Origin of the sequence: Dyadobacter sp. (assembly GCF_039919315.1) — a bacterium.
GTDB lineage: Bacteria > Bacteroidota > Bacteroidia > Cytophagales > Spirosomataceae > Dyadobacter.
Genome location: NZ_JBDSFX010000090.1, coordinates 164,127 through 180,510, shown reverse-complemented (window position 1 = coordinate 180,510; position 16,384 = coordinate 164,127). Strand labels below are relative to the sequence as shown.

Genomic DNA, 16,384 nt, shown 5'->3' with positions numbered 1-16,384 from the left:
TTTGTGGTGTTGAAATATTTCAATCACCTCAAAGGAAGACCGCCCTTGTGACAACAGTATGTCATTAGGTTGTATATTCTTTATTTAAAATCCGCCAGAACGAACGTTTTGCGAGCATTAGCAGTCAGGCTAGCCAAAATGGCCTTTCCGCCGTATTTCAATGTTCTTTTTTGAGCCTCCGGTGAAATAATGGAAACGGATACTAGCTTACCGTTTTCCCAAACTTCGCCAACAGTCACATTGCCTCTGGCTTTTAATCCTTGCACTTCTCCTGCCGGCCACGCATCAGGCAATGCGGGTAGCAATTCAATGATATCGGTCTGGGATTGCAGCAGCATTTCGGCGACACCGGCCGTGGAACCCATGTTACCATCCAGCTGAAACGGCGGATGTGCGCACAACAGGTTGGAATAAGAACCTCCCCCGTCGGCCATGTTGGTACCCAGGCTGCTGACAGGTCTTAATACGCTTTTAAACAATTTGTGCGCCCGGTTACCGTCCTGTAAACGTGCCCAGAAATTAACTTTCCAGGCTAGCGACCATCCCGTTCCGTCGTCGCCGCGTGCATTAAGACTGACTTTTGCGGCTTCTGCCTCAGCGGGGGTTTTGGTAATCGATATTTGCTTTCCCGGATGCAATGCAAACAGGTGCGACACGTGCCTGTGATGGTTGGTAGAATCGTCCACGTCCTCCCGCCATTCCTGCAACTGCTTCCATTTTCCGATCTGCAATGGCAGAATTTTGTCACGGATTTTGGTAGCGTTTTCTGCAAAATACTTATCAATACCCAACACATTGGCTGCTTCGGCTGTATTGTTGAGAATGTCCCAGGCGATTTCATGATCCATGGTCGCGCCGGTAGAAATGCCGCCTTGCTCAGGTGAATACGAAGGCGACGACACCAGATTTCCTTTGCCGTCGTCAGTCAGGTAATCCATCCAGAAAAGAGAGGCTTCTTTCATCACCGGGTATGCTGTGTTTTTCAAGAATGTTTTATCATTGGTAAAAGCGTAATGCTCCCACAAATGCTGCGATAACCACGCCGCACCGCCCGGAAAGAATCCCCAGGGAAAATCCCAGCCCGGCGATGTATAGCCATAAGCATTGAGCATAGTATTCACGATCCAGCCTTTTGCATTAAAAAACTCCTTCGCCGCCATCTTGCCCGGCTCTACGATGGATTTGGTAAATTCCATTAATGGTAAATGACATTCCGGCAGGTTAGTTACTTCGGCAGGCCAGTACAGCATTTGCACATTGATATTGGTATGGTAATCATTCGCCCACGGCGGGTTGGTGCTGTCGTTCCATTTGCCTTGCAGGCTCATCGGCATGGTACCCGGGCGGGTTGAGGAGATCATCAGGTAGCGGCCGTACTGGAAATACAATTCTTCCAACCCATTATCAGCATGGCCTTTCGAGTATGCGATTTGTCTTTGGTTAGTAGGGATATTTTTGGCCTGGTCTTTGCCTAGTCGCAGTGATACGCGGTCAAAAAGACTGTGGTAGTCCTTTTGCTGCTCAGCATATAGCGCATCGAATTTTTTTGCAGCCACTTTGGCCATCGTCGTCTGATTGGCTTTTTTGTAATCATTGCCTTTATAAGTCGGAAACTGCATGACGTAATCCGTGGCGACAGTATGGACGAGGACAACATATTTCGCATTAGTTACTGTCAAAATGCCATCCTTGAATGCCGTTTTACCGTCCGTATCAATGCGGTACACGGTTTCAAATTCCTGGTGATTGTCTTTCAGGCTTCCTCCGAATGTGTATTGGTTTTTGGCAAACTGTTCATATTCTTGATGATGTGGGGTCGCGAACCGTACCGAATAGGTTTCCGGCGTAGATGATTTGAACTGATACGCCATCACTTTGGAAGGATAGTTACCCATGAATGTTCTTTCAAAATGACTGCTTCCTGCATCGTAGCTCACCTTTCCTACCGCGTCGGAAATGTTCAACTCCCGCCGGTAATTTTGGATGGCGCCTTGATGGGATACCTTCACATACAGGTCCCCTACCGTTTGCTGCGCGCCGAAATCACTCGATGGCGTATTTTCTTTTTTCTCATGAATGGCACCGGTCAGCTCCTTATTGGCAAGCTCGTGTGCCTCTTTCAACTTACCCGCAGCCAGCAGTTCACGCACTTTCGGCAGATACTGGCTTGCTCCTTTTTTTATTCCGAAATTATATTCGGCATTCGCATTCTTGCCACCAGACCAAAGGCTTCCTTCCGAAAATTGCAACCGTTCTTCCTCCACGCCACCAAAAAACATCACCCCGACGTGACCATTACCAATGGGCAATGCCTGGGTCATCCATTCAGTTGCAGGACTATCGTACCAAAGCACGAGCGGAGTGGAATTGCTACCGGGCTGGGCTGAGGATTGGCCATTGAGAATAATCAGGAAGAGCGCAAGTAAGGCAGGTGGAAAAAACTTCATGGATCAGGTTTGAGAAATAACGATAAAAGTAGAAGGGCGCTTTCAATAAAAAAAGAGCAGCCTGTTGAAATAATCCATCACCATGATCGGGATTTGAGTAAATGAGGATTGAATCAGTTGCTATTTTTAATATATTTATCAATCCGGTCCAAAAACTTCACAAAATTTCGCGCTTCAAACAGTCAAAGCAGCATGAAAAAATATTACGTTCATCTCCTCCTCACATTGTTCATGACCTGTCTGTTTTCGGGTCGAAGTCTTTCACAGTCTAACCTTCCTCAGGACTATTTATCGAAGGAATTTCACGCCGGACGGCGCGAGGCTTTGAGAAAATTAATGCCTGCTAACTCCGCGACGGTGTTATTTGCATATCCGCTGGAAGTTTTTTCCAAAGACATTAATTACGCCTATCATCCCAGCCCCGATCTCTATTATTTCTCTGGCTATAAGGAAACCAGTGCGGTTTTGGTGGTATTTAAGGAAATGCAGCACGATGCGGACGGCGATTACAATGAGCTCTTTTTTGTACAGCAAAGGAACCCATCAGAGGAACAATGGACGGGAAGGCGGCTCGGTATCGAAGGCGTGAAAAGTCAGTTAGGTTTCAAAAGGGTTTACAATAGCAATGAATTTGCCAAATTCCCGATTGATCTGAAGAAATTCAAACTTTTGCACGACATCATTCCGAACAAGGCCGGCAATATGGATGGTTTGTACCGGGCGTTTACAGAAAAATCCGGAGTGAATCCCGTAGATGAGGAACTATTAAACGACCTGGTGACGATCAACGCCCGGGTAACGCCGAGAAACATTACCGTTGCCATTGACAGAGTTATTGCGCCGAAACTCGCATTGGAAGCTTATAAGAACAACTCCTTAATCCAGGATCTGTATAGCCATCCCGACTCTACCGGTTTGGCAGCATTCAAGGCAGGCTATCAGGCACAGTATGGCGGGATTTCAGACTTCAATCTATTCACCGACGAACTGCGGGGCATTAAAACGAAAGAAGAACTCGAACTTTTGCGTAAATCCATCAAGCTGTCTGGCATCGCACATGCGGAAGTCATGCGCGCGATCAAACCCGCCATGTCAGAATCTGAGCTGGAAGGTGTGTTTGCATACGTTCACAAAAAATATGGGGCCGAAGACGAAGGTTACCCCCCGATTGTGGGTGCAGGGGCCAATGGTTGTATCCTGCATTACATTGAAAATAATGTCACGACGGTCAACAACCAATTGGTACTGATGGATGTGGGGGCTGAATACCACGGTTACTCTGCCGACATTACCCGCACGATTCCTGCCAATGGAAAGTTTACCGAAGAACAAAAAGTAATTTATCAGCTGGTATATGAAGCCCAGGAAGAAGTATTCAAGCTTTGCAAAGAGGGCGTGCCATTCGGGGACCTGAACAAAAAAGCCCAGGCGGTACTGGCTGCCGGACTGATTAAACTTGGGATTATCAAACAAATTGACGAGCTACGTGCCTACTACCCGCATGGCTGCTCGCATCACCTGGGTTTGGACGTGCATGATAAAGGTTCTTACGGTCCATTGATGGAAAATATGGTGATCACCGTAGAACCAGGTATTTATATCCCTGAGGGTAGCCCTTGCGATAAAAAATGGTGGAATATCGCCGTCAGGATAGAGGACGACGTTGTGATCGGAAAAGACAAATGCACCATTCTTTCCCTGGACTCGCCCCGAAAATGGGACGAGATCGAAAAATTGATCAGCGAGAAGAGTTTTCTGGATGCGGTAAAGTTGCCTGGGTTGGATCGGTGAAACTCGATTGAACAAAGGCATCCGCTCAGAAACCCTAATCCCTCTATGAAAAAGTCCGTTTATCCAATCCTTCTTTTTTGCCTGCTTTCAACGTTTTCGTCTGCGCAAAACACAGGTACCGTACTCAAAAACAGCTCTGCAAAAGATCGCTTCGCCGGTCTACACCTGGATTTCCATGCCATGCTGAAAGACACTTCCATAGGGAAAACTTTCACATATGGACTGATTGATTCACTTTTATCAATCGCGAAGCCGGATTTTATCCAGGTAGATTGCAAGGGACATTACGGAATATCGAGCTACCCGACCAAAGTAGGCAATGCTCCTGCTCACTTCGACAAAGATATTATGAAGATCTGGCAGGAAGTTACCGCCAAACATCAGATCCCCCTTTTTGTACATTACTCAGGCCTATGGGATGACAGGGCCATTCAACTTCATCCTGAATGGGCACGGATCAATGCGGACAGTGCCAGAGATAAACGCGCAATTTCAATGCTTGGCGGCTATCCTTCCGGACTCTTGCATCCGCAGCTAGTGGAACTGGCCAGGGATTACAAGCTGGATGGCGCCTGGATCGATGGGGACTGCTGGGTACTGGGAGCAGACTATTCACCTGATGTAGTTGCCGCTTTTAAAAAAGAAACCGGACTCAGTGATGCGCCACGAAAAAGAACGGATACGCATTATTTTGAATGGATGGAATTCAACAGAAAACTGTTCAGAAACTACGTTACGAATTACATTAACGTTGCCCATCAGGCAAATCCCGACTTCAAAATCACGAGCAACTGGTCGTTTTCTTCCATGATGCCTGAGCAGGTAGATGTTCCTGTCGATTTTCTTTCCGGTGATGTGGCGGGCTCGAATAGTTTGTACAGCTCAGCTTTCGAAAGCCGTTGTCTGTCGCTGCAGGGTAAGCCGTGGGACCTGATGTCGTGGTCATTTGCCTGGAAAAACAACCAGAAAGCGACAAAGTCTGTGGTACAGCTGCAACAGGAAGCGGCCGAAGTGCTGGCCATGGGAGGCGGCTTTCAAACTTACTGGCAGCAAAATTTGGACGGGACACCGGAGCCTTATCAGTTTGGTAAAATGGCCGAGTTGATCCGTTTTAGCAACCAACGCAAGGAATTCTGCTACAACGCGAAAATTACACCGCAGATCGGTCTGCTTTTCTCTACCTATGCCTGGAAAAGAAAGCCGGTTTCGGGCCTGTATTCGGCACATTCGCAGGAAGCGCTCAAAGGGTCGCTCAATATGCTACTGGACAGTCAATTGCCCGTAGAAATTTTAATGGATCATCATTTATCAAAGAGAATGAGCGACTACCCTGTCCTGATTTTACCTGAATGGGACAACATCGATCCGCTGCAAAAGGAAGAATTACTAAAATATGTAAACAACGGCGGCAACCTGGTCATTACCGGAGCCAAAGCGACAGATACTTTCGCTGAACCATTAGGCATTGCAAAGACGGTCGGCTTCCTCAAAGACTCTTTAATTTTCGCCGGGATCGACGGCCAGATCATGCTGCTGCAATCTGATTTTAAACAGGTAAATCCATTGCCCGGAACACAATCGATTGGCAACCAGTACCGCGAGGATGATCTTCGGTTCAAAGAAATACATCCTTTGGCGACGGTCCGTTCTTTGGGTAAGGGCAAGATCGCGGGCATTTATCTGAACATGGGCGAATTTTATATTCGCAACAAAAACCTCCTGATGCCTGCACTCATTAAAAGCATTCTGGCGAAAATGAATGTAAAATTGCTGTCTACCGTGAACGGATCCAGAAATATCCATCAGGTTTTGGCAAGAAAAAAAGGTCAAACTTATGTGCATCTGATCAATACTTCCGGGCCGCACGACAACCCCAATGTGCTGGTATATGATGAAGTACCCGCTTTGTCGAACATTACCGTAAACATCCGCGCGTCTGCTGCGCCAAAAACAGTCAAATTGCAGCCGGGAAATACGGTTTTGAAATACAAATACAATGCTGGAAATATCAGTATTACCGTCCCATTGGTAGAAATTCACAGCATGCTGGAAATTATTAATTAAAACACATTTATCTTTTGGCAAAACAAAAATCTTCGCAATCACCAACCCGACGTTTATGAAACATTTGATATTATCACTCCTGACATTCGCTACCCTATTTTCCTGCAATACGAAACCTGAATACGATACGATTATCCGCAATGGAACGATCTACGATGGCAACGGAGAAAAGCCTTATGCTGCCGACATTGGTATCAATGCGGATACCATCGCTTTTATAGGAGATTTGAAAAATGCGAAGGCAAAAAATGAAACCGATGCGAAGGGTAAGGCTGTTGCACCAGGGTTTATCAATATGCTAAGCTGGGCTGTGGAATCGCTGATAGAGGATGGGCGTAGCCAGGGTGATATCCGCCAGGGCGTGACATTAGAAGTGATGGGTGAAGGTACTAGTGCCGGGCCATTCAATGCGCAGATGAAACGTGAATGGCAGACCGGGCAAGGTGACATTAAGTACAAGGTGGAATGGAATACGCTGGGAGAATATCTGAATTTTCTGGAAAAGAAGGGCGTCAGCTGTAACGTTGCGTCGTTTATCGGGGCAGGCACTGTGCGCACGTATGTAGTAGGCGAGGACGACAGGAAGGCGACTCCGGCGGAACTGGACAGCATGCGGCTATTGGTGAAGGAGGCCATGCAGGAAGGTGCTTTGGGCGTCGGATCTTCCCTGATTTATCCTCCTGGTTTTTTCGCAGATACGCACGAGCTGATCACATTATGCACAGAAGCGGCCAAACACGGTGGAATGTACATTTCTCACTTGCGGAGCGAGGGCAACAAGCTGGATGAGGCCGTGGAAGAACTGATCACCATTTCAAAGGAAGCCAACATTCCGGCTGAAATCTACCACATTAAGGCGGTAGGTAAAGACAATTGGCACAAAATGGACGGCGTAATCAGGCGCATTGAAAAAGCCAGGGCCGAAGGATTGCACATTACTGCCGATATGTACACCTATGAGGCCGGTGCGACTGGCCTTACCGCGGCTTTTCCTCCTTCATTACAAGATGGTGGCTTCGGTAAATTGTGGCAGCGCTTGCAGGAACCGGCCATTCGGGCGCAAATGAAGAAGGTCATGAATTCGAACCCCAAGGATTGGGAAAACCTGTACTATGGTGCCGGATCACCTGAAAATGTACTGTTGCTGGGCTTCAACCAGGATTCATTGAAAAAATATACCGGAAAATCGCTTGCGGCGGTCGCCAAATTGCGAGGTACTTCTCCCGAAGAAACCGCCATGGACCTGATTGTTCAGGATAGCACCCGGATCGACGTCGCCTATTTTTTCATGACCGAAAGTAACCTGAAAAAGGAGATCGTTTTGCCATGGGTAAGTTTTGGCTCTGATGCAGGAAGTTACAGTCCCGAGGGCGTATTTCTCAAATTTCAGCCACATCCAAGATCCTACGGAAATTTCGCACGGGTGATCGGACATTATGTGAGGAAAGAAAAAATATTATCATTGGAAAAAGCCATTTACAAATTAGCCAAACTGCCTGCAACCAATCTGAAACTCAAAAAGCGTGGTGAACTGAAAGTGGGCAATTATGCCGACGTAGTGATCTTCGACCCGGAAAAAGTACAGGATCACGCTACTTATGACAAACCGCACCAATTTGCCACGGGTGTCTCCGACGTTTTCGTGAATGGTGTGGAAGTGTTGAAAAATGGAGTGCATACCAATGCCAGGCCAGGCAGGTTTGTGAAAGGACCCGGGTTCATTCAATGATCATTTTCTGACTGTCATATCTGTATCGACGTCTGGGTAATCAGGTCTTTCAATTCCCTCAACGAATTGCATAAACCCATTACTTTGCCGTCCTTGTTGATGATCAGGTGGGTCGGAAATTGATTAATGGTGAGCGTGTTCATCACATAATCATTCTTATTCCCGATCGTGTGGTAGTCAAATCGCTGTTTGGTAAGAAACTTCCTGAGCGACTTCTCCGAATCCAATGCGATACTCAGAAAGATGATATCGTCACGATCTTTATTTTTGGCCACGATTTCGTTCAGTTTCGGCATTTCTTCCACGCAGGGTATACAGCCGATAAACCAGAATTTCATGACCACATACTTACCACGCGTATTTTCAGGTGAGTACGATTTCCCATCCAGATCGGTGTAGTTGAGACCAGTAAGCGGTTTTCCTTTTTTCAGAAAATAATGATAATCTGTGTAAGCCAGGCTGCGCAACTGGTTTTTGATGTTATCCTCTGCATCGGATTTGAGCTTTTCCAGTTTGTACTGAATGATCGTGTCCCGGGCTATGTACTTATTAACCATATATTTCCCGGTACCGTATTTGATCATAAAACTATCGACCGGCATTGACTTCGAGTCAGTGTCAAATGCTTCAAACTCTTTATAAAACTTAATGTGCTTCGAATAGTACGACCAGAAATGTGCAAAATCGGACATAGACGTGCTGGTACCAGGTACCGGTCTCCCCAATTCCGCTTGATCGGAGCAGCTAGCGGCCAATATCAAACTCAGAAACAAGGTTATTTTCGGCATTTTTGAAAATATCATCATCGCTATTCGGATTAAAGTGAGCAATCAATGCACCAAAGTTTTCAATAAAAAAGTTACGTTAATATATAATAAAACTATATATTAATGTAATTTACTCGGCAGCATTGACTTATTTTCGAGAACTTACCCTTTGCCCATAAACGGGTCCGTCACGCTCTCAGTGCCTGTTTCTACGTGGCCTGCATACCTTCGGATTGTTTTTGACTGATCCGCCTGAATGCTGATATCGTACCAGTTATGGCTTTTAGTAAGTGTCATCACAGCCAGTGAACTGCCGCCAGCCGATATTTCCACATGCAATGGCTTTTCTCCGTATACATTGTCAATGATCGCAATTGAAGCTGCTTTGCCACTTTTATTGCCTATCGTGAACAGCAGATCGCCCTTTAATTTGCCCGCTTTGTCAGGAATATAAGCACAGGTTACCGCCAGATCATGATCCTGACCGTCGCCAGCAAATTCGCGGAAAAATCCATTGGGGCCATACACTCTCAGGTGATATTTTCCGCCTTCAAAATCTGAAATCTTCCAGGTTTGTTTTAATGTATCCCCTGCTTTAACTGCGAAATTCCAAACTTTCAGCACCTCGCCCTGATGCGGGTTCATGGCGTAAACGATAAATGGCGCACCGACGGCTTTTTCACCGAAAGCTTTATTGCTTGCGTGAAGTGCTATTTCAAAGACCGTTTTATCTTTGGACAAATTACCTTCCACATACAGCTCGTACGGAATGGCACACGATGTACGGGTACCGGGCTCCTGTTTGGGCAGGTGGGAACTGACGGAGGTATTCTTGTTTGCATCTGCAATTTCGCCCGCCGAAAGTGGTTTAAAATTCGACGGCGCATCCCGGAATTGTGCCTGATGTATCGTCGTCACAATTTCGTCTCGATTGACCGGTGTTGGTTTCTTGTAAGCCGAAGGATCGTACGTCTGAAAAACAGAACTGATGTTGCCGCAGATCGTCCGCCTCCATTCAGATATATTAGTCTCCTTGATCTTTTTGCCCGATTTATGGCTTGTAAATTCTTCCAGGAATTGGATAATGGAGGTATGGTCAAAAACCTGTGAGCAAACTTTGCCCCCGCGCGACCAGGGCGATGCCACCACCAGCGGTACACGGAACCCCAGCCCGATAGCCCCTTCCCGCGCATTGCCTTTCGGCACCTGCGACAGGTCCTGTTCCAGCGTCACGTATTCAGCTTTGATGTCGATACCTTCCGAAACTTTTCCTGAATCCGGTTTAAATGGATTGGGGATTGAAAATGGCGGAACGTGGTCGTAGTAGCCGTCATTTTCATCATAACACAAAATAAATATCGTCTTCTTCCAAACTTCCGGGTTCTTGGTCAGGATGTCGAGTGTTTCGGACACATACCAGGCACCGTACCAGGGTGCAGACGGATGATCAGAGAAGTTTTGCGGGGCGGCCAGGTAGGAAACTGTTGGCAATTTACCTTCCTTGACATCTTTTCGAAACTGATAGAAAATGTCGCTTTTCGGCACCTGTACCTTCCTTTTTTCTCCATTTTCTTCGTAAGTGATCGTGCTCAGTTTCAGATAATCGGGATCCTCACGGTTGGACACAAATGCACGATGGTGCAGGTCGCGCTCTTTCACCGAAAATTTTTTAAGATTTTCCTCACTGTATTGAGCCAGATCTGCCTCGTATTTTTCCAGCAATGCGGCCTGGTTATCGTAACTTTTTGAAAGCTTTGTTTTTTCCTCAACATAGGCTGCCCCGGTCTCCATTTTCTCTTTCAACACAGGTAATTCCTTTTTGAGTTTTTCAACTTCCAGTTTGGCGTAGTGAATGTAATCCGCCGAAGATTTGACATGGTACTGCGCATACCTTTCAAGCGGGTTACAGCCAAAATTGCTCAGCCACGAACCCAGTCCGGGATGAAACTGCATAATAGCGCCGACTTCATTCTGATAAAACTTCCACGAAACATCCGCCTCGTGCAACCGCTCTGGAAAAGTTTTCCACTTGACCGGCTTGTTGATGGAGAAATAACTGTTACGGACTACCGCCAGCGAATCAATATCAGGCGTTTCGCGAATGGTACCCGACCACAAAAAGTAGCGATTTGGATGCGTGGGCGTCATCGAAGAACAAAAATTCTGATCGCAAATCGTGAATGCATCTGCCAACGCATAGTAAAATGGCAGGTCTTCGCGATCGTAATAACCAAGCGTCAGCGGCATATCCGAATACTCCGCATGGCCGGACCTTTTCGAAGTCAGCCATTTATCGTATTTCCCACCATTATAGGCATCCACCTGCGACTCGCGTGAATGTGGCAAGTCATGCATCCAGGTAGCTTTGGTATTTTTAATATCGAGCCGAAAAGGCGCATAAGTATCTCCTTTTTTGTCCGTTTGCAGCCAGACTTTATTCTGATTGGGCAAACAAATAGCACGTGGATCATTGAAGCCCCGCACACCTTGCAGCTTTCCGTAAGTGTGATCGAAAGAACGATTTTCCTGCATTAAAATAACAACATGTTCGGCATCCAGATAAGTAGTGCCCGGATCAGGATGAATAGCCATGGCGCGCTGCACCGACTCTGGCAAAAAACCCATCATTCCTGCGCCACTGGTCAGCAAAGCGGCCTTTTTCAGAAATTCTCTTCTTGAATCCATAAGAGTGGTTTAGGTATATCAACTACCAAAGAAAGCAAATTGGATAGTTTTGATACTTAGTATTAATGATATCATAACACATTCATCACAGTAGCCTCTTTAAGGTCGGGGAAAGTATAAGGTGCATCGGTTTGTATCAAATTTCTCTCATATAGCTCATGAAATCGCTCATTTATTGGGTCCTGCTCCTACCCCTTCCCCTGGTGGCACAATCGGTACTCAACCAGAAATTCGTTCAGGAAGTAGTTAAGATCCATTCATCCAATGTCGGTTTACCAGAAGGGAAAATCGCTCAGGTCACATTAAAAAATAACCAGCCTGTGGCATTGGTGGCCGGTAAGTCGGTGCGGTTCAGCGAGGGAAAATGGATTTCGGTTCCCAGTGAAAAGCCAGCATCACTTGCCGGGTTACCTGTGATTGCCGGGACCAAAGTGCTTACCGCGGTGCCGTATCAGGGCGGGTACGCGATCGGATGCTCGGAAGGTTTGTATTTTTATAAAACTGGCAAAAAATCCGAAAGGATATTTCCAAAAAATGACAATTACAGCTGGTCGCTACGGGATGTAGCGGCGGTGGTCACGGACTCGAAAGGACGGCTCTGGTTTGGCTCAGAAGAAGGAGTGGGTTACCTGGATGGCGGTAAATGGACATTGTTCACCGGAAAGGAAGGCCTGCCCTACAATCAATTTACCTGCGCTGCTGCCGGCCTGGACGGAGTAGTGTGGTTTGGCACCAAAAAAGGGGCCATAGAAGTCGAAAATGATCAATTTAAATATCGTTTTAGCCGCCGCTGGCTACCCGGCGACGAGGTGACCGCTATTGCAGTGCAGCCTGATAATGGTACTGCCTGGATCGGTACGGATAAAGGTATCAGCGAGATTACCCGGGTTTCGTTTTCACTGGAAGACAAGGCGCGTCTTTTCACCAAACAAGTGGAAGAACGTCATAATCGAATGGGTTTTATCGCCCAGAGCCACCTGAAAGAGCAGTTCAATTCAGCTACTTCGGAAGTGGCGATTTCGGATAACGATGGAATGTACACGGCGATGTACGGTGCGGCTCAGGCGTTCAGATACGCCGCCACGGGCGACCCTGAGGCGAAAGCACTGGCCGACAGAAGTTTCAAATCCTGCAAATGGTTGGTGGACATTTCGCACGAAAAGGGCTTTCCGGCTCGTGTGATTATCCCGGTAGACTGGCATGAACCAGTAAATGAGGTATACAGCCGCGAGGCAAATCTTCGGAACCAGGAGCGCGATCCGATGTGGAAGGATATTTATCCGCGTTTCCCTAAAAGCAAAGACGGCAAATACTACTGGAAATGCGACACCAGTTCGGACGAACTGGCCGGTCATTTTTTCTTCTACGGCATTTACTATGACCTGGTTGCCAAAACAGAAGAGGAAAAACAGGCCGTGCGGCAGGTAGTCGGAGACATTACCGACCACCTGGTCCGGCACGGTTATAAGCTGGTAGATCACGATGGCAAAGTAACACGCTGGGGTGATTTTTCACCTGAGTACTTCAATTCGGTATACGGCTACGATCAGCGCGGGCTTAATTCCATGATGATGCTGTCGTTTCTGAATGTGGCAAAGCATGTTACCGGTGACGCCAAGTATGACAATGAGGCCAAAACCCTGCGCGATAAATACAATTACCATATCAATGCTATGCATCCGAAGGAGTTCTTCCCGCCGGAAAATGTCGTGCCCTGGGACAATAATCTTAGTTTGATGAGCCTCTACGGATTGATCAATTACGAAACCGATCCTTCATTGATACTGATGTACCGCCAAGGTCTCGAAGTAGCATGGCAGCACATCAGTAAGCAGAAAAATGCATTCTGGGACGCGATTTACGCTTCTCTTGCCGATCGTTTCACGAAGCAGGCCGATCAGAAAATGTTCGAAAACAAAGGATTATTTCCTGAAAACAGATTGTACGCGTCCAAAGTCGTGAAAGGGTATTACAAGGGAAATTACCGTACTGATTTCATCCTTGATAACCTGCAAAAAGTTCCGCTCGACCTCATCGGCTATACGATGGATAATACCCATCGCCTCGACGTGGTTATGGACTCCTCCCCTATGCAGGAGCCAAACATCGGATGGCGGGTGGACGGCTTTGCACTACCCATTGACGAGCGCGGCCACGTGCGGCAAGACCGCGACGGTTTCGCATTGCTAGCCTCAGAAGGCGACGGCCACGACGAGCACGAAGGAACATTCTTTCTGCTACCTTACTACATGGCGTACTATCATGGGTTGCTGGGAGGTAAGGACTGAAATGAACAGGCTGTAGATTGATGTATTGGTTAAACGTCAAAGTCGTATCGCTCCTTTAGATACGTTTTGACTTCCGTTGAGGGAACTTCACCATAACATGAAGCTACAACTTTACCATAATCTTCCAGATCCAATGTTCCATCACGCGCACAAGCCCTTAAATATTCATTTTCCATTTCAGGTTCCACCAGCACAAAGTAATATGCCCAACGTCCCGTCGTATCCTTTGCTTTGAGCTTGTGTACATGCTCGCCCATTTCCTTTACGTATTCATTAGCGTATACGGATTGAAAAAGCTGAAAAACCTTTGATTGATCATAGAGGTTTTGACCAAGGGTTCTCAAAAAATCCAATGCATAGTCGAAATCAAAATTTTCTACACCAAGAAGCTGGTAGATCTCGTCGTTAGACGTTTTGAAGTCGATACTGATTGTTTTTAGCAGGCAAATGAAGGCGAGCTTTCGGCAAACGTCAGAGTTACGCTCGCTTACACTGTTGTTAACCAATGACAATAGGATCGCATTCCTGCGATCCACACCCAACTTGTTTACACGAAGGATAATCTCAATCTTCGAGCGAGCACTAAATTCATAATTGGTTAATATACTTAAAACACTTTTTTCCATTTGCAATTCTTCCGGCCATTTATCAAGTCTTAAAAGAGCCCTTACAATAAGCTGGCAGTAGAAATTTCCAGGCGGCATGCCGGACGCTAAATCCACCATGATTTTCTCCAATTCCAGTGGTTGGCCCACATCACCAGTTGTCTTTATAATTTCGCTCATATTGATATTTATATGTATTCTGTTCTATAAATCCGACCAACAGTTGTAATGAGGGCAGTGATACTAATGAGAGGAATATGAGGATTATCGAGCATCTTTATGAGCGCTATTTTATCTTTGTCCCTACACTCAGAGGGATTTCTTATATCAATATTTCCTGAACTGAAAATATGAGAGTAGGCGTAGATCGCCACAGCTTTTTCTGCGGAATTCCCTGTCAACAAATCTTCCAAATAATCCATTAACTTAAAATAATTCACAAAATCAACTGTTAACACCTGATCATTTGCGGCCCATAAAGTAAAAATCATTGCCGAAACCAATCTTTCTAACAGTATCGAAGACTGAAATCCCTGAACGATCTTATCATAGTAGGGTTCCTGATAGAGATCAAAATCTCTGAAAGAATGATTTGAAAGGGAATCAAAATACATATTTGATTTACCTATGCTTAATGAGGACCCAATTTGATAATGCAAAATTGACGCCCATAGTTGCCTGTTATTGTTGTTGCATATAGCAAAATCATGGACATATTCAACAAGGTCACCATAGCAGTTAGTTGGGGTTTTGGTGAGGGCATTTTGAATAATTGCATGGCAAATCTCATCAGTTAAGTCCTTTTTATATAGCAGAAGCTGGGCGTACAAGGTAACTCGCAGTCTGGATAATATGCCAAATTTTGAAGACACACTCCGATTCTCGGCTCTTAAATAAATGAGATTATAGGCCTGCTCCAATTCTTCCGCAGCTGAAAATTTAGCTTTATCGAATTTAGAAGAAAGCATTTCCAAAAAATTGAACATGATCTCTTCATTCCCCAAAGCATCTTCCCATTTCTGCGTTACACCTTCTATGTCTTGCAGATATGCTTCAACATAAACGATTTTTTCTACGTAAATCTCCTTGGTTATACTCACATTGGTCAAAAGGGACACAATGCCTGCCAACTTTTTGTCTACATCATCGATACGGCTCAGCATCAGCCCAATTGAAAGACGGATGTCACTAAATCCCTTCTTAATAATGTCAGAACTTACTCTTGTCTCTGACTTGAAGTCCAGTAATATATTAAGAGCTACATTGAGTTTCTCACCCTGCTTTTCATAGATCTCGTTCACCCGTAATAATATTGTTTCCAATAAATGGGTCAAATATGCATTCTGTGCTTTCTCGGAAGATTCTAATTCAGTAATGATATTTTTTTTGAAAAGTCTCTTAAATTTCCCGAGAATACTGTTAGTAAATTCATGCAATAGTTTATCCTCCGTCTGATAAAACCTTGGGGTGGTTATTTCTATTATTTTAAGAAGGTATTCATCCGGTTTCAGCTGAGCATTCTTTTCAAGCATTTCTGAAATGGAATACTCGTCGGTCAATTTGAGAAGTAACGGATGAAAAAACATCTCATCCAGTTCATCAATTATTTCCTGATCCAAACTATTACTCAGAAAAAGATGATTAAAAATCCAGGAACTGCTCTGTTTTTTTAGTTTATATTCTTCAATAATTTCATTGCGAATCTCATTGATAGTCTTTCGATAAGCCTGAATAATAGCCTGTTCTAATGGAGATTCGGGCTCTTTCTTTAAGCGTTCCAATACCTTTTGCCAGCCTTCAAAAACGCCACTGGCCACAACATCGGTACCAATAGTGAGTACACCGGCAATAATTTCATTTGGACATCCGAACAACGTGGCATCCGCAGGTAATGAAGATATTGAATGTGCTAAACAATCCAGCGCAACTCCGGTCCCAAATAATAGGGAAATCTTTCCGAAGCCGCTCGCAGAATTTAGTTTCATGAAATTATTTAAGGTGAATTTTT

The 16,384-nt window shown here is 45.5% G+C and carries 9 protein-coding genes; 4 read left to right on the top strand and 5 right to left on the bottom strand.

Features of this window, described 5'->3' with window-relative positions:
* Positions 1 to 80: 80 nt before the first annotated feature.
* Positions 81 to 2,447 (bottom strand): glycoside hydrolase family 95 protein, encoded by a 2,367-nt coding sequence (locus ABIO93_RS26350; RefSeq protein WP_348072994.1) that lies wholly within the window; start codon positions 2,445 to 2,447, stop codon positions 81 to 83.
* Between the two features lie 192 nt (positions 2,448 to 2,639).
* Here ABIO93_RS26350 and ABIO93_RS26345 point away from each other — a divergent pair, with 192 nt between their 5' ends.
* From ABIO93_RS26345 to ABIO93_RS26335, 3 genes are read left to right on the top strand one after another with little or no spacing between them, the layout of a single operon-like run.
* The gene (locus ABIO93_RS26345) at positions 2,640 to 4,238 is read left to right on the top strand and encodes an aminopeptidase P N-terminal domain-containing protein (protein WP_348072993.1); all 1,599 of its coding nucleotides are present in this window, start codon (positions 2,640 to 2,642) and stop codon (positions 4,236 to 4,238) included.
* A gap of 45 nt (positions 4,239 to 4,283) precedes the next feature.
* Positions 4,284 to 6,302, top strand: coding sequence for an alpha-amylase family protein (locus ABIO93_RS26340; RefSeq protein WP_348072992.1), 2,019 nt, complete (start codon positions 4,284 to 4,286; stop codon positions 6,300 to 6,302).
* Between the two features lie 55 nt (positions 6,303 to 6,357).
* On the top strand, positions 6,358 to 8,031 hold the full coding sequence (locus ABIO93_RS26335; RefSeq protein WP_348072991.1) for a D-aminoacylase: 1,674 nt from the start codon (positions 6,358 to 6,360) through the stop codon (positions 8,029 to 8,031).
* A gap of 14 nt (positions 8,032 to 8,045) precedes the next feature.
* Here the strand turns inward: ABIO93_RS26335 and ABIO93_RS26330 are convergent, their stop codons facing one another.
* Together ABIO93_RS26330 and ABIO93_RS26325 are read right to left on the bottom strand one after the other, a co-directional pair.
* The gene (locus ABIO93_RS26330; protein ID WP_348072990.1) at positions 8,046 to 8,819 is read right to left on the bottom strand and encodes a TlpA disulfide reductase family protein; all 774 of its coding nucleotides are present in this window, start codon (positions 8,817 to 8,819) and stop codon (positions 8,046 to 8,048) included.
* Positions 8,820 to 8,960: 141 nt separating this feature from the next.
* Complete coding sequence (locus ABIO93_RS26325) at positions 8,961 to 11,483, bottom strand: phospholipase C, phosphocholine-specific (RefSeq protein WP_348072989.1); 2,523 nt, start codon at positions 11,481 to 11,483, stop codon at positions 8,961 to 8,963.
* Positions 11,484 to 11,641: 158 nt separating this feature from the next.
* Here ABIO93_RS26325 and ABIO93_RS26320 point away from each other — a divergent pair, with 158 nt between their 5' ends.
* Complete coding sequence (locus tag ABIO93_RS26320; protein WP_348072988.1) at positions 11,642 to 13,771, top strand: hypothetical protein; 2,130 nt, start codon at positions 11,642 to 11,644, stop codon at positions 13,769 to 13,771.
* Positions 13,772 to 13,800: 29 nt separating this feature from the next.
* On the opposite strand, the gene ABIO93_RS26315 is transcribed toward ABIO93_RS26320, so the two are convergent.
* Positions 13,801 to 14,556, bottom strand: coding sequence for a hypothetical protein (locus tag ABIO93_RS26315; protein ID WP_348072987.1), 756 nt, complete (start codon positions 14,554 to 14,556; stop codon positions 13,801 to 13,803).
* An 8-nt stretch (positions 14,557 to 14,564) separates the two neighbouring features.
* A complete protein-coding gene (locus ABIO93_RS26310; RefSeq protein WP_348072986.1) occupies positions 14,565 to 16,361 on the bottom strand; it encodes a hypothetical protein in 1,797 nt (598 codons plus the stop codon).
* Between the last annotated feature and the right edge of the window lie 23 nt (positions 16,362 to 16,384).

Excerpts from the sequence above, each read along its gene's own strand:
- ABIO93_RS26350 (WP_348072994.1), bottom strand. The coding sequence starts at position 2,447 with ATGAAGTTTTTTCCACCTGCCTTACTTGCGCTCTTCCTGATTATTCTC.
- ABIO93_RS26345 (WP_348072993.1), top strand. The coding sequence starts at position 2,640 with ATGAAAAAATATTACGTTCATCTCCTCCTCACATTGTTCATGACCTGT.
- ABIO93_RS26340 (WP_348072992.1), top strand. The coding sequence starts at position 4,284 with ATGAAAAAGTCCGTTTATCCAATCCTTCTTTTTTGCCTGCTTTCAACG.
- ABIO93_RS26335 (WP_348072991.1), top strand. The coding sequence starts at position 6,358 with ATGAAACATTTGATATTATCACTCCTGACATTCGCTACCCTATTTTCC.
- ABIO93_RS26330 (WP_348072990.1), bottom strand. The coding sequence starts at position 8,819 with ATGCCGAAAATAACCTTGTTTCTGAGTTTGATATTGGCCGCTAGCTGC.
- ABIO93_RS26325 (WP_348072989.1), bottom strand. The coding sequence starts at position 11,483 with ATGGATTCAAGAAGAGAATTTCTGAAAAAGGCCGCTTTGCTGACCAGT.
- ABIO93_RS26320 (WP_348072988.1), top strand. The coding sequence starts at position 11,642 with ATGAAATCGCTCATTTATTGGGTCCTGCTCCTACCCCTTCCCCTGGTG.
- ABIO93_RS26315 (WP_348072987.1), bottom strand. The coding sequence starts at position 14,556 with ATGAGCGAAATTATAAAGACAACTGGTGATGTGGGCCAACCACTGGAA.
- ABIO93_RS26310 (WP_348072986.1), bottom strand. The coding sequence starts at position 16,361 with ATGAAACTAAATTCTGCGAGCGGCTTCGGAAAGATTTCCCTATTATTT.